We start from the raw sequence: 26,576 nt of genomic DNA, 5'->3' as shown, positions 1-26,576 counted from the left end.
GAGCGGGGATCGTCGTCATGTGGTGGCGAGTTCCCCGGGCGCAATGGCACCGCCGCGCTGGCGCAGAAACGCGTCCTGCGTCGGCAGTTGCGCGACAGTGTTGGCAATGACTTCGCGGATATGGCCCAGCCGGTCGCGCGTTTCCCGCTCATCAAGCAGCGCCGCGGCGGGGTGGTAGGCCTCCGGCTTGATCCCCTGGCCAAGCATGACCGAGAGCCAGCTCGCCTCGGTGAAAAGCTCGTTGTTTTCGCGGAAGATACGGCCCGAACTGCGGAACATTTCCAGCTTCGCCTTTAACCCGTCGGTCGGCTCGAGGTTACGGCAATAGCGCCAGAATTCGGAATCGTCGCGCTCGGTGGCAGAATAATGCAGCAGCAGGAAGTCGCGGATGTCGACATACTCCTGCTCGGTCTCCCGGTTGAAGCGGTCGATCTCGACCTGGCTGAAACCGGTGTCGGGGAACAGCGACATCAACCGCGCGATGCCCGACTGGACGAGGTGGATCGAGGTTGATTCCAGCGGCTCGAGGAAGCCTGCAGCCAGCCCCAGTGCCACGACGTTCTTGGCCCAGGCCTTGGTCCGGTGGCCCGCCGTGAAGCGGAGATTGTTGGGATCGGCCAGAGGCTTTCCGTCCAGATTGGCGAGCAGAATATCCGTCGCCTCCTCGCGCTCCATGAAGGCCGAGGAGAATACGTGCCCGTTGCCGATGCGGTGCTGCAGCGGAATGCGCCATTGCCAGCCGGCCGGACGAGCGGTCGAGCGGGTCAGCGGCTCGTGCGCCCCGCCCCGCTCGCACGGGATCGCCACCGCGCCGTCGCACGGCAGCCATTTGGACCAGTCGGTGAAGGGAATGCCCAGCGTCTGGCCCAGCAGCAGCGAGCGGAAACCCGAGCAGTCGATGAACAGCTCGCCCGCGAGGGTGGTGCCATTGTCGAGCGTGAGGGCAGTGACGTGCCCCGTTTCAGCGTCTTGCCCAACTTCGACGACCTTGCCCTCAACGCGCCTGACGCCTCGCGCTTCGGCCATGCCGCGCAGGAAGCGCGCATAGCGTCCGGCGTCGAACTGGAAGGCATAGGACAGCCGCGAGAGCGGCGACTTGTGATTGTCGGGCTGGGGCCAGCCGAACTTGCCGGCCTTACCTGCCACGGCAGCGATCGAATAGCTGTCGATGCTGGCCGGATCGCCTAGCGACGCGCCGCGCAGCCAGAAGTGCTGGAACTCGATCCCCAGCATGTCGATCCCGAACGAGCCGAAGGGATGGACGTAGGAATGCCCCGGCCGCAGCCAGTCGACGAATTCGATGCCCAGCTTGTAGGTCGCGCAGGTCTCGCGCATGAACTGCATCTCGTCGAGGCCGATCAGGCGGTTGAAGCCGATGATCTGCGGGATGGTCGCTTCACCGACGCCGACGGTCCCGATGGATTCCGATTCGACGAGGGTGACGCTGAAGCCGGGCAAATCGCCCATGATGCGCACCAGCGCCGTGGCAGCCATCCAGCCTGCGGTGCCGCCGCCGAGGATGACGACCTGGGTCACTGGCTTGCGTGTCATTGCAGCCCACCCTGCCGTGCATCATGCCACCCGCCCGACTGGCGAATGAACTCCTCATGCGTGGGCAGCTTCTGCGCGATGTCGGCATAGGCCTGCCGCATCTGCTGCATCGCGCCCGCGACCTTGGCTTCGTCGAGCGTGTCGGCGATCGGGTCATAGGCATCGGGCCAGATGTTCTGCCCCAGCATCACCGCGATCCAGCTGGGCGCGGCAAACAGCTCGGCATTCTCGCGGAAAACGCGGCCGTGCAGCCGCCACAATTCCATTTTGCGCGCCAAGCTGCCTGGCACCGGCATGTCGCGGACATAGCGCCAGAAGGGCGTGTCATCGCGCTGGGTCGCCTTGTAATGGAGGATGATGAAGTCCCGCACGTCCTCGTAGAGCTCGCGCATTCCCCGGTTGTATTCGCCACGCTCGATCGGGCTGATCGGGTTGTCCGGGAAAAGCGCGAAGAGGCGGGCAATGCCGTTCTGGATCAGGTGGATGCTGGTCGATTCGAGCGGCTCTATGAAGCCCGACGACAGCCCGAGCGAGACGACATTGTGGTTCCATGCCTTGCGCCGCATCCCGGTTAGGAAGCGCAAGGTCCGTGGTTCCTGCAGCACTTCTCCTTCCAGATTGGCGAGCAGGAGATCACGCGCTTCGTCCTCGTCCATATAGGCGCTTGAGAAGACATGACCGTTGCCGGTGCGGTGTTGCAGGGGAATTCGCCATTGCCAGCCCGCCGCATGCGCGGTCGAACGGGTGAAGGGGGAGGGCGGACCGATGTTGGCTGTGGGCACCGCAATGGCGCGATCCATTGGCAGCCAGTGGCTCCAGTCCTCATAGCCGGTTTCCAGTGCTTCCTCGATCAGCAGGCCGCGGAAGCCCGAGCAATCGATGAACAGGTCGCCTTCGACCAGTGAGCCATCGTCAAGCACCACATCGGTGACGTCACCGGTTTCGCCGTCGCGGCGTACCTCGGTGATCCGGCCTTCCTTGCGCACGGTGCCTTGCCGCTCGGCCAGTTGGCGCAAATAGGCGGCATAGAGACTGGCATCGAAATGATAGGCATAGGCAATCTGCGAGACCAGCGACTGCGCCCCGGCAGCCGGCCGGGCGAAACGACCCCTCCGGGCGGCAGCAGTGCACATGGAAAAGTCGCCGATGTCTCCCGGTGCAGCACCACGATCGTGTTCGCGCAAATAGAGGTGGTGGAACTGGATGCCGTGAAAGTCCTGCCCGTATTCGCCGAAGGGGTGGAAGTAGCGGTCGCCCAGTGCCCCCCAATTCACGAACTCGATACCCAACTTGTACGTACCGCGAGTGGCGCGCAGGAAGTCCGGCTCGGCTATGTCGAGCATGGCGTTGAAATTGCGGATGGGCGGGATTGTCGCTTCGCCGACGCCAACCGTACCGATCGCGTCCGATTCGATCAGCGTGATGGCTCGTCGACCGTCGTTGAAATAGCGCGACATGGCGGCAGCAGCCATCCATCCGGCTGTCCCGCCACCGACGATCACGACCCGTGCGATACGATTTACGGTAACGATACCATTTCTCCTCCCCATCAGCGCTCCGCTTATCGCTTTTCGCCGCTGTGGGCAATTTACCACAGAAATCAGCTAAAGGCGCACACGCCCTCTTGCCAAGGGTTCCGCTGCCCGATAAGCCTGAGTGCAAAGCAAAGGCAAGCGCCACATCGCATAGTGGTAGCGCTAACATGGGAGGGATGGTCACATGACCAAGACGACGTCAACTCGTGGGGGACGAGCTGTCCGCAACGAGGAACTGTTCAAGACATTCTTGCGTAGCAGCGCCTCGATGATGGTGGTCGGCGGCGTCATGGCTGCGCAGGCGGCCTACGCCCAGGACGCGCAGGATCCCGAAACCGAGGAAGCCGCAGCACAGCCCGAAGGCAACGTCATCGTTGTCAGCGGCATTCGGCAATCGCTTGCCAATGCGCAGGATCTCAAGCGCGATTCGGACACGGTGGTCGATGCCATCACCGCCGAAGATATCGGTGCGCTGCCGGACCGCTCGGTAACGGAAGCACTTCAGCGTGTTCCCGGTGTCGCGATCAACCGCTTTGCCGGTTCGAACGACCCGGATCACTTCTCGGTCGAAGGTTCGGGGGTGGTCGTGCGCGGCCTCAACTTTGTCCGCTCCGAGTTCAACGGTCGCACCGCTTTTGCTGCGGGCGTGGGCGGGCAGGCGCTCAATTTTGCCGACGTGCCCTCCGAACTTCTCGGTTCGGTCATCATCAGCAAGAACGCGACCGCCGATATGATCGAAGGCGGCCTGGCCGGCACCGTCAATCTCAACACCCGCAAACCGTTCGACAACAACGGCCTCAAGATGGCCTTCAGTATCGAGGGCAATTACGGCGATCTGCGCAAGGAATGGACCCCGACGATCTCGGGTCTCATCAGCAATACCTGGGACACCGATATCGGGCGCATCGGGGTGCTGGTGAGTGGAGCCTATTCGCGCATCAAGAGCCGTTCCGACGGCATCCAGATCGCCAATTACCAGACCCGTGACGGTGTGCTGGTCAACGCTGCCAATACCAACGGCGTGCGGGTTTGCCGCAATCCGCTTCCTTCGGGCAGCGACAGCTTCACCCTGCCGCCGGCTGGTTCGCAGTGCGGCAATTTCGGCACGGCCGGGGCCGACGGCTTTGCCGATTATGCCGATTTCCGCGTGGCTCCCGTTGGCGGCCAGTTCCGCACCCAGGATTTCGACCGCAAACGCGATGGCATCGCTGTTTCGGCTCAGTGGGAAAGCCTGGATGAACGCTCGCAACTGACCCTCGAATTCATCCGTTCGCACACGACCAACGATTGGGGTGAATACACCTTTGAGACCGCCCCCGACCTGGCCGAATATTCGACCTATCCGATCGGCTGTCGCCAGAATGCCGATGGTCCGAACGTGATCAATCCGGGTGGTGGTCTGGGCGATCCCACGGCTCGTGCGCAATGCCCGGTCGGCGGTTTCACCGACTATGTCTATGACGACCGCGGGCTGTTCCAGTCGGGCTACATCGTCAACGCCTCCAACGGCTGGCGAGGCAATCCCGGCACTTCGCCCTTCGTGCCGATTGGTGGTTTGCAGCAGTCGCTGGCACGCCGCCAAGTGGCCGACGAGACGACCAACACCGATTACAGTCTCAACTTCCAGCAGCAGCTGACCGATCGCCTGAGCACGGAAATCGATTTCCAGTATGCAAAGTCGCGCAAGCAGAACCTCGACTTCAGCGTGCTCGGCTCGTCTTTCGCGGACCAGGAACTCGATCTGACCGGCGACCTGCCGGTGGTCATTCCGCACAAGCCGCAATTCCTCGGTTATGTCTGGTCGGCGCCTGGGGCTGACCTCGCCAATGCAACGGAGGAAGAATACTTCAACGATCCGCGGTTCCAGTTCTGGCGCGCGGCGATGGACCACATCGAAGACAGCACCGGCACACAGTATGCCTTCGCCAACGACTGGACCTACGAGTTCGACGAAGACTCTTTCATCAAACGGGCCAAAATCGGTGCCCGGTTCCAGGGCCGCGAGCAGACGGTGCGCTACACGACCTACAACTGGGGTATGCTTAGCGAGACCTGGTCGGGCGCGCGCCCGGTCAATTTCGCGGACACCCCTGCCGGTTCGTCGGAACGCTATGAATTCCCGAACTTCTTCCGCGGCAAGGTGCCCGGACCTCCGGGGGCGTTCTACTACGCCGGCGATCTGACCGGCGACTATGAGGGCTCGGTCGATTTCTTCCGATCCATCCAGGACCAGTACACCACCCAGTTTGGCGGTAGCCCAACCTGGACGCCTCTCGCCGGTCGTGGCGGTGCCTTGAACGGCACGCCGTTCATCCAGTCGGACATCCAGCCCATCATGCAGGACGACTGGGCGGCCTATGCCATGGTCGCTTTTGGCAGCGACGACATGTTCGGCGGCGTCCGCTTCGGCGGCAACATCGGCGTCCGTTGGGTCAAGTCCGAGATCCAGTCGCAGGGTGCGATCGGTGTGCCGAGCCAGCAAGCGCTCAATATTGCCGATCCGTTCGCTGTTCGATGTGCCCCGGTCGTGCCGCCCGGTTCGCCGCCGGGTACCTTGCCGCAGACTCCGGGCGGGGTTTGTACGCTGGGCGCGGCGGGCTACGCACAGCTTCAGCAGTTCGCCACCGGACAGACCAATTTCGACGCAGCACGGTTTTCTTACGACTATTTCCTGCCGAGCCTCAACCTGCGGTTCGGCCTGACCGATGACATCATCCTGCGGCTCGCAGGTTCGAAGGTCCTCTCACGGCCTGAGAACTCCTACATCCGCAACTTCCTTACCATCGGTCTGGGCACTTCGGGCGAGCTGACGGCAACCGCCGGCAATCCCTTCCTCAAACCTGCGACTGCATGGCAATTCGACGCCAGCCTCGAATGGTATTTCGCCCAACAGGTCGGCTCGCTTACCTTCAACGCGTTCTACAAATCGGTGAAGGACTTCTTCTTCCAGGAGATTACCAGCCGCGACATCACCAGCAATGGCGTGACGCAGAACGTGCTGATCCGCGGCCCCGCCAACTTCGACGGGACTGGCAAGGTCAAGGGCTTCGAGGTCGCTTACCAGCAGACCTACGATTTCCTCCCGGCGCCGTTCGACGGACTCGGGGTGCAGGCCAACTACACCTATATCGACAGCTCGGGCTTGCCCAACACCTTCCTCAACACCGGCTCCCCGGTTAACGAGTCGACGGTGCCGCCAGGCAATTTGCCCCTGGAACAGCTGTCGAAGCACAACTTCAATATCACCGCTTTCTACGAGAAGGGGCCGATCTCGCTCCGTGCTGCCTACAACTGGCGCTCGCGCTTCCTGTTGACGGCTTCGGACGTGATCTTCCCGTATTACTCGATCTTCAACGAGCCGACCGGCCAGCTCGATGCTTCGGTGTTCTTCAACCTCGGCGACAACTTGCGTGTCGGCATCCAGGGTGTGAACCTGCTCAACGAAGTCACCAAGACGACGCAGGCTTTCACCGGGGATCCGGCTGACCTGGCACCGCGTTCCTACTTCATGAACGATCGGCGCTTCAGCTTCATCATCCGGGGCAATTTCTAGACCACGGTTGGTCTGAAGGCTGGCGGGCCGCTCCACCTCGCGGTGGGGCGGCCCGTTGCCAATTGGGTGCAAGGGATAGCGGGAACAGGATCGGGCGGACGATCGCTCGGCCGCCCGGTGCGTCTTTGAATGGCGGATTGTCAGGCGGCGAGTGAAGCTGCAATCGCCGTCCGCAGCGGCTTGGGCCGATACTCGGAATCGTAGGGCGTCCCGCGCACCTCGAGGCCATCCGTGCGCTTCGACGGCGCAAAGCCTTGCAGCCAGTTGAACTTGTCGACCATGCCCCAGGCCAGGATATCGTCGAGATGGGCATCATACTCGAGCATCAGCTCGAAATAGCGCCGCGCATAGTCGGCGATCTTGGCATCGCGCAGCGCGATGTCGGCGGGCAGCGCCTTGTCCTTCACGTCGAACTCGGTGATCAGCAGGCGGTAGCCCATGCCGGTAACCTCATCGAGGAAACGGCGCCATTCGCGTTCGGCATAGGGGCCGACGCCTGTCGCAGGATCGATCGAGAACATCTCGATATGCGACTGGATGCCCAGCGCGTCGACCGGTGTGCCGCGCTTGCGCAGGCCTTCCAGCAGGCGCAGCACGTCGTCGCAGTGGGCGCGGTGCTGCGGCTCCCAGCTCATGTAGTCGTTGTAGACCAGCTGCTCTGTCGGGAGTTCCGCGCGTGCGGTGTGGAAAGCGAGGTCGATCACCGCCTCCGGACTGCCCATCGCGCGGCTCAGGCTGGTCTCGATCGTCCCGTTGGTATCATGGTCGATTGCCTCGTTGACGACATCGTAGCTGTTGATCACGCCCTTGTAGCGGCGGGTCACAGTCCGGATATGCTCGGTCAGCAACCGCTCGGCTTCGGCAACGCGATTGGCACCGAAGTCGTAACTGTTGAGCCAGACCGGAAACCACTGCGGCCGGTGCCACAGGAGCGTATGGCCGCGCACCGCAAGTCCCTGGGCCTGCGCCCAGGCGACGATTTCGTCCATCCGGGCGAAATTGTAAGTGTCGGCAGACGGGCGGACGGCCTGCCACTTCATCTCGTTTTCCGGGACGACGATGCCACACTCCGTCAGCACAATGTCGGTATAGCGGGGGTTCTGGACCGAGCCCGCCTCGCTCCGGCCCGGGCTGGAGGCGATGGCGGTGCCGAACTTGCGCCCCTTGCGTGTCGAAAGTGCGTTGAGCCCGGGCGTAGGCAGGCCGGCGGGCGGCGGGGGCGGGGGCGGGGGCGGGGGCGGCGTCGCGCCGGTCACCGGCCGTGCTCCGCTGCCGCCTCCGCAGGCGGCGAGGGCCAGGGCACCCAGTCCCGTCATCGCCCCGCGGCGGTCGAATTGGAACCCCTTGCTCATGTCAGACGATCTCCACATCGATGGATTGCAAATTGGCGCTGCTCTTCCCGGCCGACAGTCGCACTGGACCCGGCTCGTTGACCTCCGCCATGGCACGGTTCCAGATCGCGAGATGGCGCGGCTCGATGGTAAAGCGGACGGTGCGCTGGTCACCCGGCGCCAGTGTGACGCGCTCGAAGCCTTTGAGTTCGAGGACGGGGCGCGACACCGAGACATCGCTGCGCGTGATGTAGAGCTGCACCACTTCATCGCCGGTGCGCTGGCCGGTGTTGCGCACATCGACCGAGACTATGATCGCCTCGTTGCGGCCAAATCGAGCCTTGCCGGTGCGCGGCGCAGATATGGTGAAGCTGGTGTAGGAAAGGCCGTGCCCGAACGGGAACAGCGGAGCCTTGTCGTCGAACAGGTAGCCGCGCCGCGCGCTCGGCTTGTGGTTGTAAGAGAGCGGAATCTGGCCTTCGTTACGGACGACGCTGACAGGCAGCTTGGCACCCGGGTTGATATCGCCAAGGAGCGCTTCGGCAACGGCGAGGCCGCCTTCCTGTCCCGGGTACCAGCATTCGAGAATGGCGTCGGCTTTCGCCACGACATTGGGCCAGCTGGGTGGGCGGCCGTTGTAAGCCGCCACGATCAAGGGCTTGCCGAGTGCCGCCAATGCATCGACCAACTCGTTCTGCTCGCCGACGATGTCGATATCGGTGCGGTCGCCGAGGTGGTTCCTGGCAAAGCCCTCGCGGCTCGTCTGTTCGGTGTCGCCGATGGCAAGGATGATGGTGTCGGCGGTCCTCGCCACATCGACGGCTTCGGCCATCAGCCGCAGGTTTTCCGCCCGATCGGCGAGCGAGACGATGTCCTGCGAGCGATCTTCGCTGGTGGTGATGAACACGCCTTGCGCGGTGACGAAATCTGCCGCGGGCGCGATCTGTCGCAAGCCCTCGATCAGGCTGATGGCTTGCTTCGGCACGCTCGAATAGCCGCCCAGCCTGGCAATCGCCTGGTTGGGGCCAATCACTGCGACACGGCCCATGGCCTTGCGGTCGAGCGGAAGCGTGCCATTGCGGTTGGTCAGCAGGCATAGCCCCTTGCGCGCTGCCTCGAGCGCCAGCGCCCGCGCCTCGGCATTGCCGGTGATCCGTTCCGCCTTGGCCCAGTCGCCATAGGGATTCTCGAACAGCCCGGCGCGGAACTTGAGTGTCAGCATCCGCGCACAGGCGGTATCGACCAGCGATTGCCGGATGCGTCCGGCGCGGACGGCCTCGACCACGGTGGCGAAAGCCATGCCCTCGGGCAATTCGCTATCGACCCCTGCTTCCAGCGATTGCCTGGCTGCATCTTCCAGGTCGCTCGCCACCATGTGCAGGGTGGCGAGCTCGTGGACGCCGCCATAGTCGCTCGCAACAATACCGTCGAAACCCCATTCGCCGCGCAGAACCTCGCCGAGCAACCATGTATTGGCATGGCTGGGAATACCGTCGATCTCATTGTAGCTCGGCATCACGCCGCCAACCGACGTCCGGGTGACAATCTCGCGGAACGGGGGGAAGAAGTTCTCGCGCAGTTCGCGCTCTGACAATTGGGCAGGGGCGACATTGTTGCCGGCTTCCGGCTGGCCATGCCCCGTCATGTGTTTGAGCGTGGCGAAGACCTTGTCCTCGCCCAGTCGCTCGAACTTGCCGGGGCCTTGCAGACCCTCGACCGCCGCGACGCCCATTTCGCCGACGAGGTATGGATCCTCGCCCCAGGTTTCCTCGATCCGGCCCCAGCGTGGATCGCGCACTATGTCGACCACCGGGCTCAGGACGAAAGGCACGCCACGTGCGCGCACCTCGCGGGCGATGACCGACTGCACGCGCCGCATCAGCTCGGTGTCGAACGATCCCGCCAGCGCAATGGCCTGCGGGAACATGGTCGCCTCGGTCGCCATGTAGCCGTGGAGCGATTCCTCGTGCAGCAGGACGGGAATGCCGAGGCGGGTCTCTTCGAGCGCCCAGCGCTGCAGCGCGTTGATGAAGTCGACCGTTTCCTTCGGTGTTCGCCAGCGCGCTGCCGTGCCACCGGCTGCGCCCGTGATGCCCGGCACGCCGCGCTTGTCGCTTGGCCGCGTGACATGGCCGATGCCATCGGGAAAGGCGGCGCTGGCTTTGGCAGGGTCGAATGCAAGACCATCGATCATATCCGCCTTGGCCGCCCAGGCGGTACGGATCTGCGCGACCTTCTCCTCCAGCGTCATTCGCGCCATGAGGTCCGCCACCCGCAAAGGGATGGGTGCCAGCGGATCCCTGTAGCGCGGTGTCCCGTCCTGCGCGAAGGCCATGGGTGCTTGCGCCACGGCCAGCGCGGACAGCGAACCCGCCGCCATCAGGCGCAGGGCATCGCGCCGCTTCACGGACTGACGGTCAGCTTGGTTTCCACCACATCCTGCGAGTTGGGGCCGACCATGATGGTGAACTCGCCGGGCTCGACCACGCGCTGCATCTCGCGGTTCCACAGCATGAACGCCTCAGGCCGAACCGCGATATCGACAGCGCGGCTTTCGCCCGGCTTCAGCGTCACGCGTTTGAACCCGACCAGTTCCTTCACCGGGCGGGTGACCGAGCTAATCTCGTCGCGCAGGTAGACCTGAACCACTTCATCGCCAGCCATCTTACCGGTGTTGCTGACGGTCACCCGCACCGTGACCCCTTCGCCGGGCTTGATGGTCGCGGCGGACAGCGTCGGGGTGCCGATATCGAAGGTGGTGTAGGACAGCCCGAAGCCGAACGGGAACAGCGGCGTGACCTCGTCGAATAGATAGCCGCGCCGGGCGCTGGGCTTGTAGTTGTAGAAGTTGGGCAGCTGGCCTTCGTTGCGCGCGGTGCTGACCGGCATCTTGCCGCCCGGATTGACCCGCCCGAACAGCGCATCGGCGATGGCGTTGCCTTGCTGCTCCCCGGCGTACCAGGTTTCGAGGATGGCGTCGGCCTGTTCGGCAATGATCGGGTAACTCGGCGGGCGTCCGTTCACCAGCACCGCCACTATCGGTTTGCCCAAGGCCTTGAGCGCAAGAAACAGCTCGTTCTGCTCGCCGACGAGATCGAGGCTGGTGCGGTCGCCAAGGTGACCCGGGGCCCAACCTTCGCGGCTGGTCTTCTCGGTATCGCCAATGAACAGCAGGATCGTGTCGGCGCCCCTGGCGGCTTCGACCGCGGCGGCGATCATGCGTCGGTTCTCGGCCGGGTCGGCCAGTTCCGCTGCATCTTCCCACCAGTCGTCGCCGACGGTGATCTCGACGCCCTTGGAATAAACGATGGTGGCCTTGTCGCCCACGACGTCGCGGATGCCTTGCAGCGGGGTCACGGTCGCGCGCGGCTCGCCGTAATAGCCGCCCAGGCGCGCCACATCAGCATTCGGCCCGATCACTGCGATGGTCGGCTTCGACTTGCCCGCAGCGGGCAGGGCGAGGGGCAGCACACCGTCATTCTTCAGCAGGACCAGCGATTTCTCCGCCGCCTTGCGGGCGAGGGCGACACCTTCCGGTCCGTTTGACCGGAGCGCCTCTGCCAGGTTGGGCCACGGATCGTCGAACAGGCCGGAATTGAACTTCATGGTCAGGAAGCGGCGGGCGGCATTGTCGATGGCCGCCATCGGCACGCTGCCGTCCTTGACGCTGTCGACGAGGAAGGCGAACCCGGCTCCTTGCGGCAGATCGACATCGACCCCGGCCAGCAAGGCAATCTCGCCGGCGGCTTTCATGTCAGGCACGATCTTGTGCAGGCGCGCGAGGTCCTCGATGGCGTAGTAGTCCGAGACAACGGCACCTTGATAGCCCCATTCTCCCCGCAGGACGTCGGTCAGCAGCCACTTGCTCGAATGCGACGGGATGCCGTCGATCTCGTTGTAGCTCGCCATCACCGCTTCGATCGGGGTGCGCTTCACCACCTGCTCGAACGGCGGGAAGAACATCTCGCGCAGGGTCCGCTCGCTGATCTGCGCCGGGCCGACATTGGTGCCGCTTTCCGGCTGTCCGTGCCCGGTCATATGCTTGAGCGTCGCAAGGACCTTGCCGGGTGCCAGTTTCTTGTCGGTGCCGATCCCGCTTAGCCCCTCGACCGAGGCGACGCCCATCTCGCCGACCAGAAACGGGTCCTCGCCGAAGGTTTCCTCGATCCGACCCCAGCGCGGATCGCGCGCGACATCCACCACGGGAGAGAGAACCAGGTGAACGCCGCGCGCGCGCACCTCGCCGGCGATCAGGGCGTTGATCTCGCGGACGAGATCCGGGTCCCAGGTGCTGGCAAGGCCGATGGATTGAGGAAAGGAGGTCGCATCCTTGGCAGCGAAGCCATGGAGCGATTCTTCATGGAACAGGATGGGGATGCCGAGCCGGGTTTGCTCCATCGCCCATTTCTGCGCATCGATGACATACTGCACACTGTCTTCGATACTGCGTCGCGGGACGACGCGGGGGCTGGACGGGCCCAGCCGGTCGGATGGACGGGCAATCTGGCCGATCCCGTCGGGATAGCGGGCGCTCGCCTTGGCAGGGTCGAAGACGTCGCCCTCGCCCTGGATCTCGCCCTTGCCGTCCCAGACGGTGATGATCTGCGCGACTTTTTCCTCCAGCGTCATGCGCGAGAGCAAGTCTTCGACGCGCTGCTCGACCGGCAGGCTGGCATCCCAGTAGGGCGCATCGGACATGGGACGTTCGACGGCTACTTCCTGCGCCGAAAGGGGCGCGATGGGGGCCAGTTGCAGCGCGGCCAGGCACACGCCGAGGGCCAGAGCGCTCCGCTTTATTGCTCGCATTTCCGTTACCTCCCCTTGAGCGCGACTTGACTGGCGCCTCTGTTGTGGTAGCGCTACCATGATGAGGGAGAGGAAGCTTGTCAACCGGCTTGCGACATGTTTCGTCGCCGCGCTTGCGGCTGTCCTGCTTGCCGGGTCGGCGAGGGCGGAGGATGGTTATAACCTCTGGCTCCGCTATGTCCCGCTGGAAGGTGTGCAGGCTGACGCAATACGGCCCTTTCTCGGCCGGGGCGTGCAATTGCTGGCAGACCGCTCGCCGACCATCGACGCTGCATCGAGCGAGCTCGGACGGGCGGGAACTACCATGGTCGGCGCCAGCGATTCGCCCCATCCCCGGCTAGTGCTGGCACTGGCGGATCGATTGGAAGCCGGCGGCTATCCAGCGGACAACCGCCTGGCCGGCGCCCCGATCGGTGCCTTTTCGATCCGCCGGGTCCGCAATGGCCGGATCGCGATCGCCGCCAATGACGATATCGGTCTGCTGTATGGCGTCTTCGCCTTCCTGCGACACGTGCAAGCGAATGCGTCGCTCGAGGGCGTCGAGCAATTCTCCGCACCGGCCATGCCGTTGCGCATGCTCAACCATTGGGACAATCCCGACGGGCATGTCGAGCGGGGTTATGCCGGGCGGTCGATCTTCGACTGGTGGCACTTGCCGGAGCAACTTGATCCGCGGATGATCGACTACGCGCGCGCGAACGCCTCGGTGGGCATCAACGGGGCGGTGGTCAACAACGTCAACGCCCGCGCCTTCATGCTCGAGCCGCGCTATATCGCCAAGCTGAAGCGGCTAGCCGATGCATGGCGCCCTTATGGTATCCGGGTGTATCTGTCTGCCCGGTTCAGCGCTCCGCGTGACGTCGGCGGCCTGGCAACGGCCGATCCGCTCGATGCTGCGGTGCGGCGTTGGTGGAAGGCCAGGGCAGACGAGATCTACACCGCGATCCCCGACTTCGGTGGTTTCCTGGTCAAGGCCGACAGCGAAGGACAGCCCGGCCCGCAGGACTATGGCCGGACCCACGCCGAGGGAGCCAATATGCTGGCCGAGGCGGTCGGCCCGCGCGGGACGATCATCTGGCGAGCTTTCGTCTATTCGGCCGTGAACAGCTCTGACCGGGCCAAGCAGGCCTATGACGAGTTCATGCCGCTCGACGGGCAATTCGCCCGGAATGTGATCGTCCAGGTCAAGAACGGCCCGATCGATTTCCAGCCGCGCGAGCCTTTCCATCCTCTGTTCGGAGCGATGCCCAAGACGAAGCTCATGCTCGAAGTGCAGGTGACGAAGGAATATCTCGGCTTCTCCAGCCACCTCGCTTTCCTCGGCCCGATGTGGGCAGAAGTGCTGCGCGCCGCCACCGGCCGCGGCGCGACGGTGGCGCAGGTCGTGGCACCAGCGGGAATGGCTGGAGTCGCCAACACCGGCTCAAATCGCAACTGGACTGGTTCGGACTTCGATCAGGCCAACTGGTACGCCTTCGGCCGGTTGGCCTGGGACCCGAGCCTGAGCAGTGTGGCGATTGCGCGAGAATGGACGTCGCAGACCTTCACCCGGGCGCCAGAGGCGGTTGAACCGATTGTAGCCTTGATGTTGGCCAGCCGCGAAGCGGTTGTGCGCTATATGACCCCACTCGGACTGTCGCATCTTATGGGCACGGGCCACCACTATGGCCCCGCGCCATGGGTTTGCGACTTGCCGCGACCGGAATGGAACCCGTGCTATTACCACCGCGCCGATGTCGATGGGATCGGTTTCGACCGCACAGCCACCGGCTCCGGCGCGCTGACCCAATACGCGCCCCCGATTGCTGCCAAATGGTCTGATCTCGACACCATCGATCCGAACTACCTTCTCTGGTTCCACCATGTTCGCTGGGATCACAAGCTGGCCGGCGGCCGCAGCCTGTGGGAGCGGCTCATCGCCGAATATGACTGCGGGGTGGCCGAAGCAGACAGCTTCGCAAGGACATGGTCCGGCCTCTCCCGGTATATCGACAGCGAGCGGTATCGCGCGGTTGCGGAACGTCTGCAAATCCAGCACCGCGAAGCGCGCTGGTGGAGAGACGCGTCCGTCGCCTATTGGCAGTCGCTCAACGGGTTGCCGCTGCCCGAAGGTGTCGAACCTCCTGCGGAGTCGCTCGAACACTACAAGTCGCTGACTTTCCCCGAGGCACCGGGGCAATGATGGCACTTGCTGGCAGATTAACGTTGGGCCTATGGCGATGACCATGGACATCACCCACGACAACCGTCCCGCCGCCCGCAAGCGCAGCTCGCGCCGCAGCAACGCCGCCCCGACCATCGCCGATGTCGCGCGCGAGGCGCAATGCTCTCCGATGACAGTGAGCCGCGTGATCAATGGCGAGGAGAATGTTCGCGAGGCGACCCGGATCCAGGTGCAGGAAGCCATCGCCAAGCTGAACTACATTCCCAATCGCGCGGCACGTTCGCTCGCGGGCGGGGCACAGCTGCGGATTGCCTTGCTGTTCGATAACCCTTCGGCGTCCTACCTCAGCGAATTCCTGATGGGAGCGCTGGAAGAGGCGAGCAAGCGAGATATCCACCTGGTGGTGCAGAGCTGCGAAACCGTGCCGGAAAGCAAGGAACTGATCTCCAAGCTGGTCGATGGGGGGATCGTCGGCTTCATCCTGCCGCCACCGCTGTGTGACGACCAGAGCGTACTGGACCAGGTTCGTGCCTCCGGCGGGATCGCCGTAGCCGTTGGGCCGGGTCGTGCCAGCGGTTCGCATGGTTCGGTCCAGATCGACGAATTCCAGGCCGCCTACGACATGACCCGCCACATCATTGGGCTGGGGCATGAACGGATCGGCTTCATCATCGGTAACCCCGAACAGGTCGCCAGCGGCCAGCGGCTCGAAGGTTTTCGCGCAGCCATGGAAGAGGCGGGCCTTCCGATCAGCGATCGCCTGATCGCACAGGGGCAATTCACCTACCGTTCGGGTATGACTGCCGCAGAACGCCTGTTGTCGGTCAATCCCCCGCCGACGGCGATCTTTGCGTCCAACGACGACATGGCCGCCGCGACCGTTGCCATGGCGCACCGGCGTCATCTCGACGTGCCCAACGACATCACCGTGTGCGGCTTCGACGATACTGAACTGGCCAGTTCGATCTGGCCGGAGCTCACCACCATCCGCCAGCCGATTCGCGAAATGACAGCGCAGGCGGTGGTGATGATCGCGCGAGCCTACAAGCAGAAAACCCCTGCCTCCAAGGCGAAGGCGGAGCAGGTCACGCTCGCCTACAAGCTGGTCAGGCGCAATTCGGACGCCGGGCCCAGCCTGGCGTCCTCCTTCAAGCAGAATACGGATAGAAAATGACGCATGACTCCAGCGGTCGGCGGCTTCGCTCGCGCGATTGGTTCGACAACCCCGACCGCATGGACATGACCGCGCTCTATCTCGAGCGGTTCATGAATTACGGCGTCACGCCCGAGGAACTGCGCAGCGGCAAGCCCATCATCGGCATCGCGCAATCGGGCAGCGATCTCTCGCCCTGCAACCGCATCCACTTGGAACTGGCCAGGCGGACCCGGGACGGGATCCGCGATGCAGGGGGAATTCCGATCGAATTTCCGGTGCACCCGATCTTCGAGAACTGCCGCCGCCCGACTGCGGCGCTCGACCGCAACCTGCTCTATCTCGGCCTCGTCGAGTTGCTCAACGGCTACCCGATCGATGGGGTGGTGCTGACAACCGGATGCGACAAGACCACGCCGAGCCAGATCATGGCTGCGAGCACCGTCGATATCCCGGCCATCGTTCTGTCGGGCGGGCCGATGCTCGACGGTTGGCACGAAGGCGAGCTGGTTGGCAGCGGCACGGTGATCTGGCGCAGCCGGCGCAAGCTGGCCGCGGGCGAGATTTCGGAAGAGGAATTCCTCGCACGCGCCACCTCCAGCGCGCCGAGCGCGGGACACTGCAATTCGATGGGCACGGCCAGCACGATGAATGCGGTGGCCGAGGCTCTGGGTCTGTCCTTGACCGGATGTGCTGCAATCCCCGCACCCTATCGAGAGCGAGGCCAGATGGCCTATCGTACCGGCAGGCGGATCGTCGAAATGGTCCACGCCGATCTCAAGCCTTCGGATATCCTGACCGAGGACGCGTTTCTCAATGCGATCGCCGTGGTCAGCGCCTGTGGCGGCTCATCGAACGCCCAGCCGCATATCCAGGCCATGGCCGCGCACGCCGGGGTGGAACTGCCGTTGTCGGCCTGGCAGGAGCATGGCTATCGTTTGCCGCTGCTGCTCAACATGCAGCCTGCCGGCAAGTACCTGGGCGAGCGGTTCCATCGTGCCGGCGGGGTCCCGGCGGTGATGTGGGAGCTGCTGCAGGCTGGCGTGCTCAAGGGCGACTGCCTGACCTGCACGGGGGCAGCGATGGCAGATAACCTGATCGGCCGTGAAAGCAGTGACCGCGAGATGATCCGGCCCTTTGCCGATCCCTTGCGTGAGAATGCGGGCTTCCTCGTCCTGTCGGGCAATCTGTTCGATTTCGCGATCCTCAAGACGTCGGTCATCAGCGATGAGTTCCGCGCCCAGTATCTCTCGCATCCCGGGGCCGAGGGCGTGTTCGAGGCCCGCGCGATCGTGTTCGACGGCTCGGACGATTACCATCACCGGATCAACGATCCGTCACTGGCCATTGATGAAAACTGCATCCTCGTCATCCGCGGTTCAGGCGTGATCGGCTGGCCAGGTAGTGCCGAGGTGGTCAATATGCAGCCGCCCGATGCCATGATCCGCGCCGGCAAGCAGTGGCTCCCGACACTGGGCGACGGGCGTCAGTCGGGGACCAGCGACAGCCCGTCGATCCTCAACGTGTCTCCGGAGAGCGCCGTAGGCGGCGGACTGGCTTGGCTGCGTACTGGCGACACGATCCGGGTGGATCTCAACACCGGTCGCTGTGACGCTCTGGTGGACGAGGCTGAAATTGCGCGTCGTTTGGCCCAGGAACCCGCGCCGCCGTTTCCCGAGAGCAATACCCCCTGGGAAGAGCTGTTCCGCGAGAAAACCGGGCAACTGGGCGAGGGTGGGGTGATGGAGTTTGCGCTGAAGTTTCGCGGCATCGCACGCAAACTGCCACGGCACAATCACTAGCCGGAAACTATCGCAGCGATGCACTGATCCGCATGGCGATGCTGGTGCTGCGGCCCGGCTCGAGAACTGTCATTTCTTCCGGCCACCGGTTGAGCGCATCCGGGGGATGGGTCACCGGCTCGAGGCACAGGATGTCCGTGCCGGGTGGCGCGTAGACGTGCAGGTAAGATGCCCCGACCGCGCGCATCTCGATCCGCCCGAGATCATCCTCGATCACAACTTCGCCGTTCCAGTCGGTGTAGCAGTGGTCGATCAAGGCGCCGGGCAAATGTGATCCGGTCCTAAACTCGGCCAGGGCTCCCGGAGCAGCGATTTCACCTGTCGGGATTTGGTCGCGGCCCGACAGGACGATCCCGCCTGCCTCGAAGAATACGCGCGTCTCCGGGCGCCGGCGGAAATAGGGGTGCAGGCCGAGCCCGGCGGGCATGTCGATACCGCTGCAATTGGCGAGTTCGAGCGTGGCGAGAAAGCAGTCGTCACGCAATTCGAATGTCTGGATGGACTGGAAATCCCAGGGCCAGTCGGACGCGGCATGAGCGTAGGCCATGACGCATCGTTCCGGCGTTGTCTCGGTCAGTTGCCACGGGCGCTGCCAGCCGGTGCCGTGTAAGGCCGAGGTTTCGAGGGGAAAGTTTTGCTGCAGCTGGACCCCGGCGTCGTTCCAATCGAAACGTGCATCGGCAATCCGGTTGGCGAACGGCACCAGGGGAAAACAGGCACTGTCGAGCGGATTGCTGCTGGAAACCGGCATGGGCCGCAGGACGTGTGCGCCATCCATCGACAAGCAAGATAGCAGCCCGCCAGCCTCGGGCCGTGCCGATGCCCGCATCTTGCCTTGGCCAAAAGTCCGTTCGGTCATCGTCGAATTGTTTCGATTCAAATTCTTGCTGCGTGTGCCGAAGCGAGTTCGAGCATCGCCTTGTCGCTGTCAAAATTGCCGTACCAGCCCTGCGGTTCATGCGGCGGATCGCCCATGTAGGCGCGATCACCATCGCGATAACGGAAATCCGCGTGTCGCGCGCGGGCTTCACCGTTCCATGCCCAGAAATTGCTGCCCTGGAGTGGGCCGTCGTCGCGCCAGCTGTCCTCGACTGCTTTGTAGATGACCCTATAGTACTGCTCGCGAAACCGCGTTGTGGTGTCGGGCGAATAGGCTTCCCGATCCCGCGGGAAACCGAACTCCTCGATGACGAGAGGCTTGTCCATGGCTGCGGCCAACCGGGTGTGCGTGTCGATATAGGCCTCGACCTTGCGTTTGCCATCAGGCCAGGTTCCCGCCAGGTCGTCGCCTGCGACCCATCCCCAGTTGAGCGGCCAGATATGGGCCGTGAGATAGTCGATATTCTGATGGGCCGCGGTCACCAGTTCCTCGCTTCCGTTGGTAGCTTGAGTTCCTTCCTGTCCTAATGAAACCAGATGGTTGTCGTCGATACCTCGAATGAGTTCGGCCGATTGGGCGATCCAGTCGAGGTAGGCCGGACGGTTGGCGGCGATGGCGGAATCGCTTCCCCCGGGGCGCGGTTCGTTGGCCAATTGCCAGCTCATGATGGCAGGGTCCTCGGCATAGGTCATGCCGGTGACGGAGTTGGTGCGGCCCACAATGCTGCGAACATGGTCGAGGTAGAGTCTTACGGCGCCGGGATTGGCGTAGAACGCGGCGGTGGAATCGGCAAACGCGGGCCAGGGATGTGCCGGGTCGCCCATGTCGATATAGCTCCCGGTCACACGCTGGAGCAGGGTCTGCAGTCCGCCCGACCACTCCCAGAAGTTCGACAGGGCGAGCACCACCGTCATGCCCCGCTTGGCGCTCTCGGCGATGGCGAAATCGAGGCCTTCGAGCAGGGCGACATTGTCCGACCCGTCGGCACGGGTGAAACCTGGCTTGATCGAGTTGCTGAGCGGGCCTTCCTCCGCGGCTGCCATGATCCGGAGGTTGTTGAGGCCCAGCGCCTGCAAGCGGTCGAGTTCGCGCACCAGCCGCTTGCGGTCGCCATAATCGGCGTCGGCACCCAGCCAAGCCGCGTACCACATGTTCGTGCCGACGATACGATAGGGTTGGCCGCCGCGGGTGAGCCTGGTGCCGGTACGCTGGACGAACTGGCTTCCAGGCTCGCCACCGGTCGCACAGCCGGCAAGTGCCAGCGCACCTGCCGCTCCGGCCGTCGTCACCAGGAAGCTGCGGCGATCGAGGATCATTGCGCGATCTCCAGTTCGAAGCCCGGCACCGGCAAGCCGCGGCCATCGTAGAGATTCACGATCGGGGCGTCTGACCAGGCATAGCGCACACGCGTCGCGATCTCGCCTTCCGCCAGATCAATGATCAGGGACTCGCCGGAAAGGCGCGGCACGACATAGCGGCAGCTCTCCTGCGAGGTGCCGCACAGTTCCACGCCGATGGGATAGGGGCCGGATTGAGCGACAAGGCCACCCTCGACACCTTTGAAGTTGACCGTGACTGTGCTTGCTTCCTGCACCGCTGCGACCGGCATCGGCATGGACTCGCCACGGAAGGCGCGTGCCAGCCGCTTGCCCAGATCGTTCTTGTTGGCCGGGTGAATGTCGGTCGCCTCGCCGATATCGATGGCTGTGACCAGCACAGCGTTGCTGTCGGCCTCGACGGCTTCAAGTTGCTCCTGCCGAAGCTGCGCCCACCCCGAAGCGACGGGCCGGGTAACCCGCGCGCCGTAATCCGCCAACTGGACAACCAGCATCTTCGTCTGGTCGCCGAATTGGCCACGCCAGCCCGCGAAAAGTTCACGCAGCCTGCTGTCGTAGTCGGGCTGCCCGACGTCGGATTCGCCCTGGTACCATGCCACCCCGGCAAGCCGCATGCGCCCAAGCGGCGCGATCATGGCGTTGTGCATCACCCCGAGACCTGCATTGGCATCCCATGGCGCGCGGGGCGGGACATCCTGCGTCTGCGCGACCGAATATTCCCAGTCGGCGCCCAGCGGGACGGGTGCGCTGCCGTCCCCCGGCTGGAAGAAGAGGCGATCAGAGGATCCGAAGAACCCCCCGGTGTCCCACATGTTGTTGGCAGCGATGAGGATCTCGTTCGCGCCTTCGCGCAGATATCCCGCCGGCACGCGGTAGGTCCGCTCGACACCCCAGCCGAAGGTGTAGCCGATTGGCCTGCCGTTGACGAAAGTCAGGTCGAGATCGTCGATCGCCCCGATGGAAACTTCCCCTTGCTGGCTCGCCTGTTCGGCGGTCAGGGTCAGCGTTTGCCGCAGCCACACATTGGCGCGCGGTTCGCGGTCGAGACCGGTTCCCTCCCACTCGTTCCAGAACGAGAACTTCGGGATCGGCTTCCAGTCGAGAGCGCCGCTGTCCTGCCACGGCTCGCCGCCATCGTCCTGCCGGCGCCACCAGTCGAACCAATGCGGGACGAATGCCTGCGTCGCTTCGAAAGGATCGCGGGCATAGGTCTGCAATTGCGCCAAGGCATCTTCACCATAGAGTGCGCGAACGCTTTCCTGCGTCATCCATGCCCTGGCGGCACTGCCGCCCCAGTTCGAATGGATCAGCCCGACGGGTGTATCGGGATCGAGCCGGCGCAGTTCCTTGCCCATGTAGAAACATGCGGCGGAGAACTCGGCCACAGTCTCGCTGGTGGCGGCCTTCCATGCGACCGGCCCGGCGAAGTCCGCCTGGGGCACGGGCGCGGTGGCCCTGGGCACCATCAGCAGGCGGATGCCGTCATCCGCCGCCAGCCGTAGCTGGTTCCAGGTGTCGAGCGCGCGATTTACGGACAGCTCCATGTTCGACTGGCCAGAACACAGGAAGACGTTGCCGAACAGGATGTTGGCGAAGCGAGTGGTCCCGGTGCTATCGGTAAGCTCCAGAGCCACACCCGCAGCAGACTTGGGTTGAGGGGGCAGGGTGACCGCGAAACTGCCCGACTTGTCCGCTCTAACGCTGGATGTCGCATCGCCGAGTTTTACACGCACCATTTCGCCGGCTTGCGCATGCCCTTCCAGCGTCACGGGCTGATCCTTTTGCAGGACCATGTTGTCGCCATAGGCGGGCCCCAAGCCGGGAGCGGCGGACGCCATCGCCGGAGCCAGAAGGCCGGCGAGAGGCAGGCCCAGCCGCATCATCCCAGCAGGGCCCTTGCCTGCGCAAAACCACGCACGGGTGCATCGAAGCCGAACAGGCTGCCTGCCTGCGGGAGGCGTTGCATGTCGTCTGGCTCCATGTTCTTGGTCGCACTGGTCACATAGCCGGTGCGCAGGTCTGCGCCGCCGAAGGCCATCTTGGTGATATCGCGCGCGGGCATGGCGATGGTCGCGACCAACTCGCCATCGGGCGAGAAACGCGCCACCCGGCTGCCAAGATAGAGGCCGGTCCAGACGTGATCCTCGGCATCGACGACGGGGCCGTCGGGATATGCATGGGGGAACAGGGCCTTGGTATCGACGAACGGGCGTGCCTCGCCGACACCCGAGGGGCTCAGGTCGGCCACCATGATCTGCTGGTTCGTAGTATCCGTGAAATAGATGCGGTCTCCCTGTGCATTGACCGCCGGGCCGTTGGTGATGCTGATGCCGGAGGGGCCGGCAGGCCGAATGTTGCCACGGTCGAACACGTAGAACCGGCCCGAAGCCTGATTCTCGCCATCGTCCATCGACCCGAACCAGACGCGACCCCAAGGGTCGGTGCAAGCATCGTTGAGCCGGTTAGAAGCGGGTTCTCCCGGAACGTCCGAGAGCTTCTCGAACCGGTCGGCCTCGGGATCGAAAATATGGAGCCCGTCCTTGAGACCACACAGCAGCAGTTTGCCCTCGGCGGGGATCGCCCAACCGATCTGCTCCGGCGCTTCGCTGCAAGTGTTGCTGCCGGTTGCCGGGTCGTAATGCCACAGGCGGTGCTGCTTGATATCGACAAACCAGACGACCTGCCGCGCGGCATCCCACAGCACGCCTTCACCAAGTTTCGTGTCGGCGGCCAGCAATTGTTTGACCGGAAGCTCTATCTCCATCCTGCATCCACCCAGTAATTGTGCGCCGTGCAAAATCGCGCATCGTCGGAAGCGAGGAACAGCGCCATCGCTGCTATGTCGACCGGCTGGATCCGGCCATCGAGGCATTGGGCGGCAACGATCTCCGCCTCGCCCTCAGGGGTGTACCATTTCATCTGGCGCGGCGTCTGGACGTTGCCGGGGATGATGGTGTTGACGCGGATATTGTCGCGGCCCAGCTCGCGGGCGAGGCTGCGAGTCAGACCCTCGATTGCCGCTTTCGCGGTCTGGTAGATTGCCAGGTCCTCCAGCCCAAGGTGCCAGCTGATCGAGCCCAGGTTGACGATCGAGCCGCCACCGGCGGCCTGCATTGCGGGCACCACGGCCTTTGCAGCGAAAAACTGGTGTTTGAGGTTCACTGCCATGCTGCGATCCCAGTATTCGGGGGTCACCTCGGCGATGGTATGACGGTCATCGTTGGCCGCATTATTGATGAGGATGTCGCAACCGCCCAACTGCTCGATGATCGCGCCGATTTTGGCGCCATAATCGTCGCAATCGGTGATATCGCAATGGACGAAGATCGGCTTGATTTCAGCGTCACTAAGCCGCGTCTGGAGGTCCGCGCTGGCGTCCTCGTCAATATCGACAAAGGCAACGGCTGCACCCTGGCGCACGAAGGCCTCGACGATGCCTTCGCCGATGCCCGAGCCGCCGCCACTGACGATGACCCTGCGGCCCTTCAAGCTGGGATAGGTCGCTGTGTGCACAGCAGGACCACTTCCTTGCGACATCAATTAGATTCCCTCACCCATGATCCATTCGCCTGCACAGAGCGTGCCGGCATCAAATCTTTTCGACCAGTCCCCTGCCGGCCAGATTGGCTATGAAAGCCGAAATCCCCATCGTCCATGCCGGAGTATCGCGCGATGTCGTCACCGTGTTGGTCAGCGTCCCGATCTTTTGCGAGCGGATCGTCACCTTGTCACCGATCTTGTGCGTGAAGCCGGCGCCCGAGACATCGCGGTCCTGCGTCGGCGCGAACAGTGTGCCACAGAACAGCACGAAGCCATCGGGGTAGTGATGCTCGGACAGGCACTGCGCCACCAGTTCGACCGGGTCGCGGCTGATCTGCGCCATGACATTCTTGCCTTCGAGCCGGTAACCGTCGGTCCCCTCGATCAGCAGCTCGACATCGGCACTGCGGACGTCGTCGAGCGTAAAGCTGTCGTCGAACAAGCGAATGAATGGACCTATGGCACAGCTGGCGGTGTTGTCCTTCGCCTTGGAAAGAAGCAATGCCGAGCGCCCCTCGAAATCGCGCAGGTTGACGTCGTTGCCGAGCGTCGCGCCGACCACTTCGCCATGCGCATCGCACACCAGCACGACTTCCGGTTCAGGGTTGTTCCAGTTCGAATCCGAACGCACGCCGATCATGGCGCCATAGCCAACCGACGAGAGCACCGGCGACTTGGAAAAGATCTCCGCATCCGGGCCAATCGCGACTTCCAGATACTGCGACCACATGCCCTGTTCGATGAGAGCGGCCTTGAGCTGCAGCGCTTCGTCGCTGCCGGGAACGACCGAGCGGATTCCTGCGCCAATCCTGCTTTCGAGCTGGCGGCGGATCTCGGCGGCCTTGCCGGAATCGCCGCGAGCGCGCTCCTCGATCACCCGCTCAATGGCCGAGAGGGCAAAGGTCACGCCCGCAGCCTTGATGCATTGCAGATCGATGGGGGAGAGCAGAGTCCAGCCCTCCGGAAGGCCATCCTCGACTGCTCCGAGTTCGGTGCCGCCATCGAATGCACGACGGGCGATCGCACCAGCGACGGTCGATACCTCGCCGGTCAGGTCGTACAATTTTCCGTCGGATAAGCGGATAACGCACGGCCCCTCAGGCGTCTGCGCGCGCCCGATAAATGTCCCGCGGACATGATCCGCAGGCAGAGCTTCCAGAATCCTCTCGGCCATTTCTGGCTCTTGCCCTCCTAGGTGATAGCGCTACCATAAGCAGGACAATTGTGGGCGGCAAGCCCCAAAGATCAGTCTGGGAGAGACGATGTGAGGAAGTTCATCCAAGCAGCTCTGGCAGTTGGCTGCTGCTTCTCGAGCCTTGCCGCGCCTGCCGCTGCGGGGCCGACCGCTCGGTTCGACTATGTGGAGTATCGCGCGGTCGAAGCGGATTCCTCGGCTTCATCGTCAAATTACCGCAATCCCATCTTGCCCGGCTTCCACCCCGATCCCTCGATCGTCCGGGTCGGCGACGATTTCTATGCGGTTACCTCGACTTTCAGCTGGTTTCCCGGCCTGCCGATCTTCCACAGTCGCGACCTGGTCAACTGGCGGCTGATCGGGAATGCCATCGATCGATCGACACAGGTCGATTTCTCGGGTCTGGGCACCAATCGCGGGCTTTTCGCGCCGGCCATCACCTATCTCGACGGGCTGTTCTGGATCGTCAACACCTGCATCGAATGCGGCGACAATTTCGTCATCACGGCCAAGGACCCGGCAGGGCCGTGGAGCGATCCCGACTGGCTCGACTTCGGCGGGATCGATCCTTCGCTGTACTTCGAGGACGATGGCAGCGCATGGATCGTCTACAACGACGCGCCCCCGGGCGAGCCGCGCTATGAAGGGCACCGTGCGCTGTGGTTGCAGCAATTCGATCACGTGAAGAGACAGGTGATGCCGGGCCGCACGCTGCTGGTGGACGGCGGCGTCGATCCGTCGACCAATCCGATCTGGGCCGAGGGGCCGCACCTCTACAAGATCGACGGCTGGTATTACCTGCTGACGGCTGAAGGAGGCACGGCCGACCAGCACTCCCAGACCATCTATCGATCAGGCAATCTGCAGGGGCCGTATCAGCCCGGACCGTACAATCCGATCCTGACCCAGCGCGATCTTCCCCGCGACCGGCCGGAACGCGTCGAAGCGACCGGTCATGCCGATATCGTGAAGCTCGACGATGGCAGCTGGTGGGGCGTCTTCCTCGCGACCCGACCCTTCGCCCAGCAATCCACGCTGATGGGACGCGAGACTTTCCTGCTTCCGCTGAAATGGGTCGAGGGCTGGCCGAGGTTTCTCGACCAGGGTGCCCCGGTTCCGATGGAATTGGCGAAACCGCGGCTGACGCCTGACCGGCCGGTGGATCAGACCCGCTGGAGAGAGAACTTCGCAGGTCCGCTCAGCGCCGACTGGATCGGGCTCAGGACGCCGCAGCAGGTTCAGCAGGTGCTTGTCGATAGCAATGCCGGAGAATTGCAGCTGGTCTCCGGCAAGGACGCGGCGGGCAGTTTGGGCAAGCCGGCCTTCGTCGGCAGGCGCTTGTGGCATCACAAAGCCGACTTCACTACGCGGGTCAGCTTCACGCCGGACGGTGAGGGCGATTTTGCGGGTCTGCTGGCCTTCATGGACGAGAGCCATTTCCTAGCCTTCGGGGTGGAGCAGGGCAGGGTGGTCGCGCGGATGCGAACCGACGCTGCCCAGTCGGAGCGGGGCGAGGTTGTTGCCAGCACGTCGCTACCAGCGACAGGCCCGGTCGAACTGCGGATCGCCCTGCGCGGCGGCGCGGCGACGGTATTCTGGCGAAGCGCCGGCGAGACGCCATGGCAACAGCTGGGCGAAACGATCGATGTTGAGCCGCTTGCCTCGGTCCATGCCGGGCTGTTCACAGGCCTGGTGGTCGGGCCCTACGCCTACAGCGCATCCCCCTAGA

General features: G+C 63.8%; 16 protein-coding genes. 5 read left to right on the top strand and 11 right to left on the bottom strand.

All coding sequences use genetic code 11. The annotated features are described in order from the left end of the window. Positions 1 to 15: 15 nt before the first annotated feature. Positions 16 to 1,551, bottom strand: coding sequence for a tryptophan halogenase family protein (locus tag LY632_RS10230; RefSeq protein ID WP_234091038.1), 1,536 nt, complete (start codon positions 1,549 to 1,551; stop codon positions 16 to 18). Further along, complete coding sequence (locus LY632_RS10225; protein ID WP_234091037.1) at positions 1,548 to 3,101, bottom strand: tryptophan halogenase family protein; 1,554 nt, start codon at positions 3,099 to 3,101, stop codon at positions 1,548 to 1,550. Before LY632_RS10225 ends, LY632_RS10230 begins: the two co-directional genes overlap by 4 nt. 169 nt (positions 3,102 to 3,270) lie before the next feature. On the opposite strand from LY632_RS10225, the gene LY632_RS10220 reads away from it, so the two are divergent. After that, the gene (locus LY632_RS10220) at positions 3,271 to 6,639 is read left to right on the top strand and encodes a TonB-dependent receptor (protein WP_234091036.1); all 3,369 of its coding nucleotides are present in this window, start codon (positions 3,271 to 3,273) and stop codon (positions 6,637 to 6,639) included. Between the two features lie 140 nt (positions 6,640 to 6,779). Here the strand turns inward: LY632_RS10220 and LY632_RS10215 are convergent, their stop codons facing one another. Genes LY632_RS10215 through LY632_RS10205 form a run of 3 tightly spaced genes read right to left on the bottom strand, consistent with a single transcriptional unit; the run spans position 6,780 to position 12,776 of the window. After that, positions 6,780 to 7,991, bottom strand: a complete 1,212-nt coding sequence (locus tag LY632_RS10215; protein ID WP_234091035.1) for an endo-1,4-beta-xylanase — start codon at positions 7,989 to 7,991, stop codon at positions 6,780 to 6,782. A 1-nt stretch (position 7,992) separates the two neighbouring features. Further along, entirely contained in the window at positions 7,993 to 10,350 is a 2,358-nt protein-coding gene (locus tag LY632_RS10210; RefSeq protein WP_234093216.1) for a glycoside hydrolase family 3 N-terminal domain-containing protein, read from the bottom strand. Positions 10,351 to 10,373: 23 nt separating this feature from the next. Further along, complete coding sequence (locus LY632_RS10205) at positions 10,374 to 12,776, bottom strand: glycoside hydrolase family 3 N-terminal domain-containing protein (RefSeq protein WP_234091034.1); 2,403 nt, start codon at positions 12,774 to 12,776, stop codon at positions 10,374 to 10,376. Between the two features lie 58 nt (positions 12,777 to 12,834). Here LY632_RS10205 and LY632_RS10200 point away from each other — a divergent pair, with 58 nt between their 5' ends. Genes LY632_RS10200 through LY632_RS10190 form a run of 3 tightly spaced genes read left to right on the top strand, consistent with a single transcriptional unit; the run spans position 12,835 to position 17,895 of the window. Beyond that, positions 12,835 to 14,958, top strand: coding sequence for an alpha-glucuronidase (locus LY632_RS10200; RefSeq protein ID WP_234091033.1), 2,124 nt, complete (start codon positions 12,835 to 12,837; stop codon positions 14,956 to 14,958). Positions 14,959 to 15,001: 43 nt separating this feature from the next. Then, complete coding sequence (locus tag LY632_RS10195; RefSeq protein WP_234091032.1) at positions 15,002 to 16,114, top strand: LacI family DNA-binding transcriptional regulator; 1,113 nt, start codon at positions 15,002 to 15,004, stop codon at positions 16,112 to 16,114. After that, positions 16,111 to 17,895, top strand: coding sequence for an IlvD/Edd family dehydratase (locus LY632_RS10190; RefSeq protein ID WP_234091031.1), 1,785 nt, complete (start codon positions 16,111 to 16,113; stop codon positions 17,893 to 17,895). The genes LY632_RS10195 and LY632_RS10190 overlap by 4 nt, the downstream gene beginning before the upstream one ends. Before the next feature lie 7 nt (positions 17,896 to 17,902). On the opposite strand, the gene LY632_RS10185 is transcribed toward LY632_RS10190, so the two are convergent. The 6 genes from LY632_RS10185 to LY632_RS10160 all read right to left on the bottom strand — a co-directional run bounded on the left by LY632_RS10185 (position 17,903) and on the right by LY632_RS10160 (position 24,826). Beyond that, entirely contained in the window at positions 17,903 to 18,724 is an 822-nt protein-coding gene (locus LY632_RS10185; RefSeq protein WP_255695724.1) for an aldose 1-epimerase, read from the bottom strand. A 47-nt stretch (positions 18,725 to 18,771) separates the two neighbouring features. Next, positions 18,772 to 20,091: a mannanase gene (locus LY632_RS10180; RefSeq protein ID WP_234091029.1), complete on the bottom strand. Its 1,320-nt coding sequence runs from the start codon at positions 20,089 to 20,091 to the stop codon at positions 18,772 to 18,774. Then, on the bottom strand, positions 20,088 to 21,950 hold the full coding sequence (locus LY632_RS10175) for a sialate O-acetylesterase (RefSeq protein ID WP_234091028.1): 1,863 nt from the start codon (positions 21,948 to 21,950) through the stop codon (positions 20,088 to 20,090). Before LY632_RS10175 ends, LY632_RS10180 begins: the two co-directional genes overlap by 4 nt. 41 nt (positions 21,951 to 21,991) lie before the next feature. Then, positions 21,992 to 22,876, bottom strand: a complete 885-nt coding sequence (locus tag LY632_RS10170; protein ID WP_234091027.1) for an SMP-30/gluconolactonase/LRE family protein — start codon at positions 22,874 to 22,876, stop codon at positions 21,992 to 21,994. Next, positions 22,867 to 23,625 carry an SDR family NAD(P)-dependent oxidoreductase gene (locus LY632_RS10165; RefSeq protein WP_234091026.1) on the bottom strand — a complete coding sequence of 253 codons (759 nt, stop codon included), beginning with the start codon at positions 23,623 to 23,625 and terminating at the stop codon, positions 22,867 to 22,869. The genes LY632_RS10170 and LY632_RS10165 overlap by 10 nt, the downstream gene beginning before the upstream one ends. Before the next feature lie 76 nt (positions 23,626 to 23,701). Then, entirely contained in the window at positions 23,702 to 24,826 is a 1,125-nt protein-coding gene (locus LY632_RS10160) for a fumarylacetoacetate hydrolase family protein (RefSeq protein WP_234091025.1), read from the bottom strand. A 90-nt stretch (positions 24,827 to 24,916) separates the two neighbouring features. Between LY632_RS10160 and LY632_RS10155 the strand changes: the two genes are divergently transcribed. Further along, the gene (locus LY632_RS10155) at positions 24,917 to 26,575 is read left to right on the top strand and encodes a glycoside hydrolase family 43 protein (protein WP_234091024.1); all 1,659 of its coding nucleotides are present in this window, start codon (positions 24,917 to 24,919) and stop codon (positions 26,573 to 26,575) included. Position 26,576: the final 1 nt, after the last annotated feature.

Origin of the sequence: Erythrobacter sp. SDW2 (assembly GCF_021431965.1) — a bacterium.
In the GTDB taxonomy this organism is placed as follows: domain Bacteria; phylum Pseudomonadota; class Alphaproteobacteria; order Sphingomonadales; family Sphingomonadaceae; genus Parerythrobacter.
Note: the sequence above shows the minus strand (reverse complement) of the source record. Positions and strands in the feature narration are given on the sequence as shown.

Bases quoted from the DNA above. Each gene is read 5' to 3' on its own strand.
- LY632_RS10230 (WP_234091038.1), bottom strand. From the start codon at position 1,551: ATGACACGCAAGCCAGTGACCCAGGTCGTCATCCTCGGCGGCGGCACC.
- LY632_RS10225 (WP_234091037.1), bottom strand. From the start codon at position 3,101: ATGGGGAGGAGAAATGGTATCGTTACCGTAAATCGTATCGCACGGGTC.
- LY632_RS10220 (WP_234091036.1), top strand. From the start codon at position 3,271: ATGACCAAGACGACGTCAACTCGTGGGGGACGAGCTGTCCGCAACGAG.
- LY632_RS10215 (WP_234091035.1), bottom strand. From the start codon at position 7,991: ATGAGCAAGGGGTTCCAATTCGACCGCCGCGGGGCGATGACGGGACTG.
- LY632_RS10210 (WP_234093216.1), bottom strand. From the start codon at position 10,350: ATGGCGGCGGGTTCGCTGTCCGCGCTGGCCGTGGCGCAAGCACCCATG.
- LY632_RS10205 (WP_234091034.1), bottom strand. From the start codon at position 12,776: ATGCGAGCAATAAAGCGGAGCGCTCTGGCCCTCGGCGTGTGCCTGGCC.
- LY632_RS10200 (WP_234091033.1), top strand. From the start codon at position 12,835: ATGATGAGGGAGAGGAAGCTTGTCAACCGGCTTGCGACATGTTTCGTC.
- LY632_RS10195 (WP_234091032.1), top strand. From the start codon at position 15,002: ATGGACATCACCCACGACAACCGTCCCGCCGCCCGCAAGCGCAGCTCG.
- LY632_RS10190 (WP_234091031.1), top strand. From the start codon at position 16,111: ATGACGCATGACTCCAGCGGTCGGCGGCTTCGCTCGCGCGATTGGTTC.
- LY632_RS10185 (WP_255695724.1), bottom strand. From the start codon at position 18,724: ATGCGGGCATCGGCACGGCCCGAGGCTGGCGGGCTGCTATCTTGCTTG.
- LY632_RS10180 (WP_234091029.1), bottom strand. From the start codon at position 20,091: ATGATCCTCGATCGCCGCAGCTTCCTGGTGACGACGGCCGGAGCGGCA.
- LY632_RS10175 (WP_234091028.1), bottom strand. From the start codon at position 21,950: ATGGCGTCCGCCGCTCCCGGCTTGGGGCCCGCCTATGGCGACAACATG.
- LY632_RS10170 (WP_234091027.1), bottom strand. From the start codon at position 22,876: ATGGAGATAGAGCTTCCGGTCAAACAATTGCTGGCCGCCGACACGAAA.
- LY632_RS10160 (WP_234091025.1), bottom strand. From the start codon at position 24,826: ATGGCCGAGAGGATTCTGGAAGCTCTGCCTGCGGATCATGTCCGCGGG.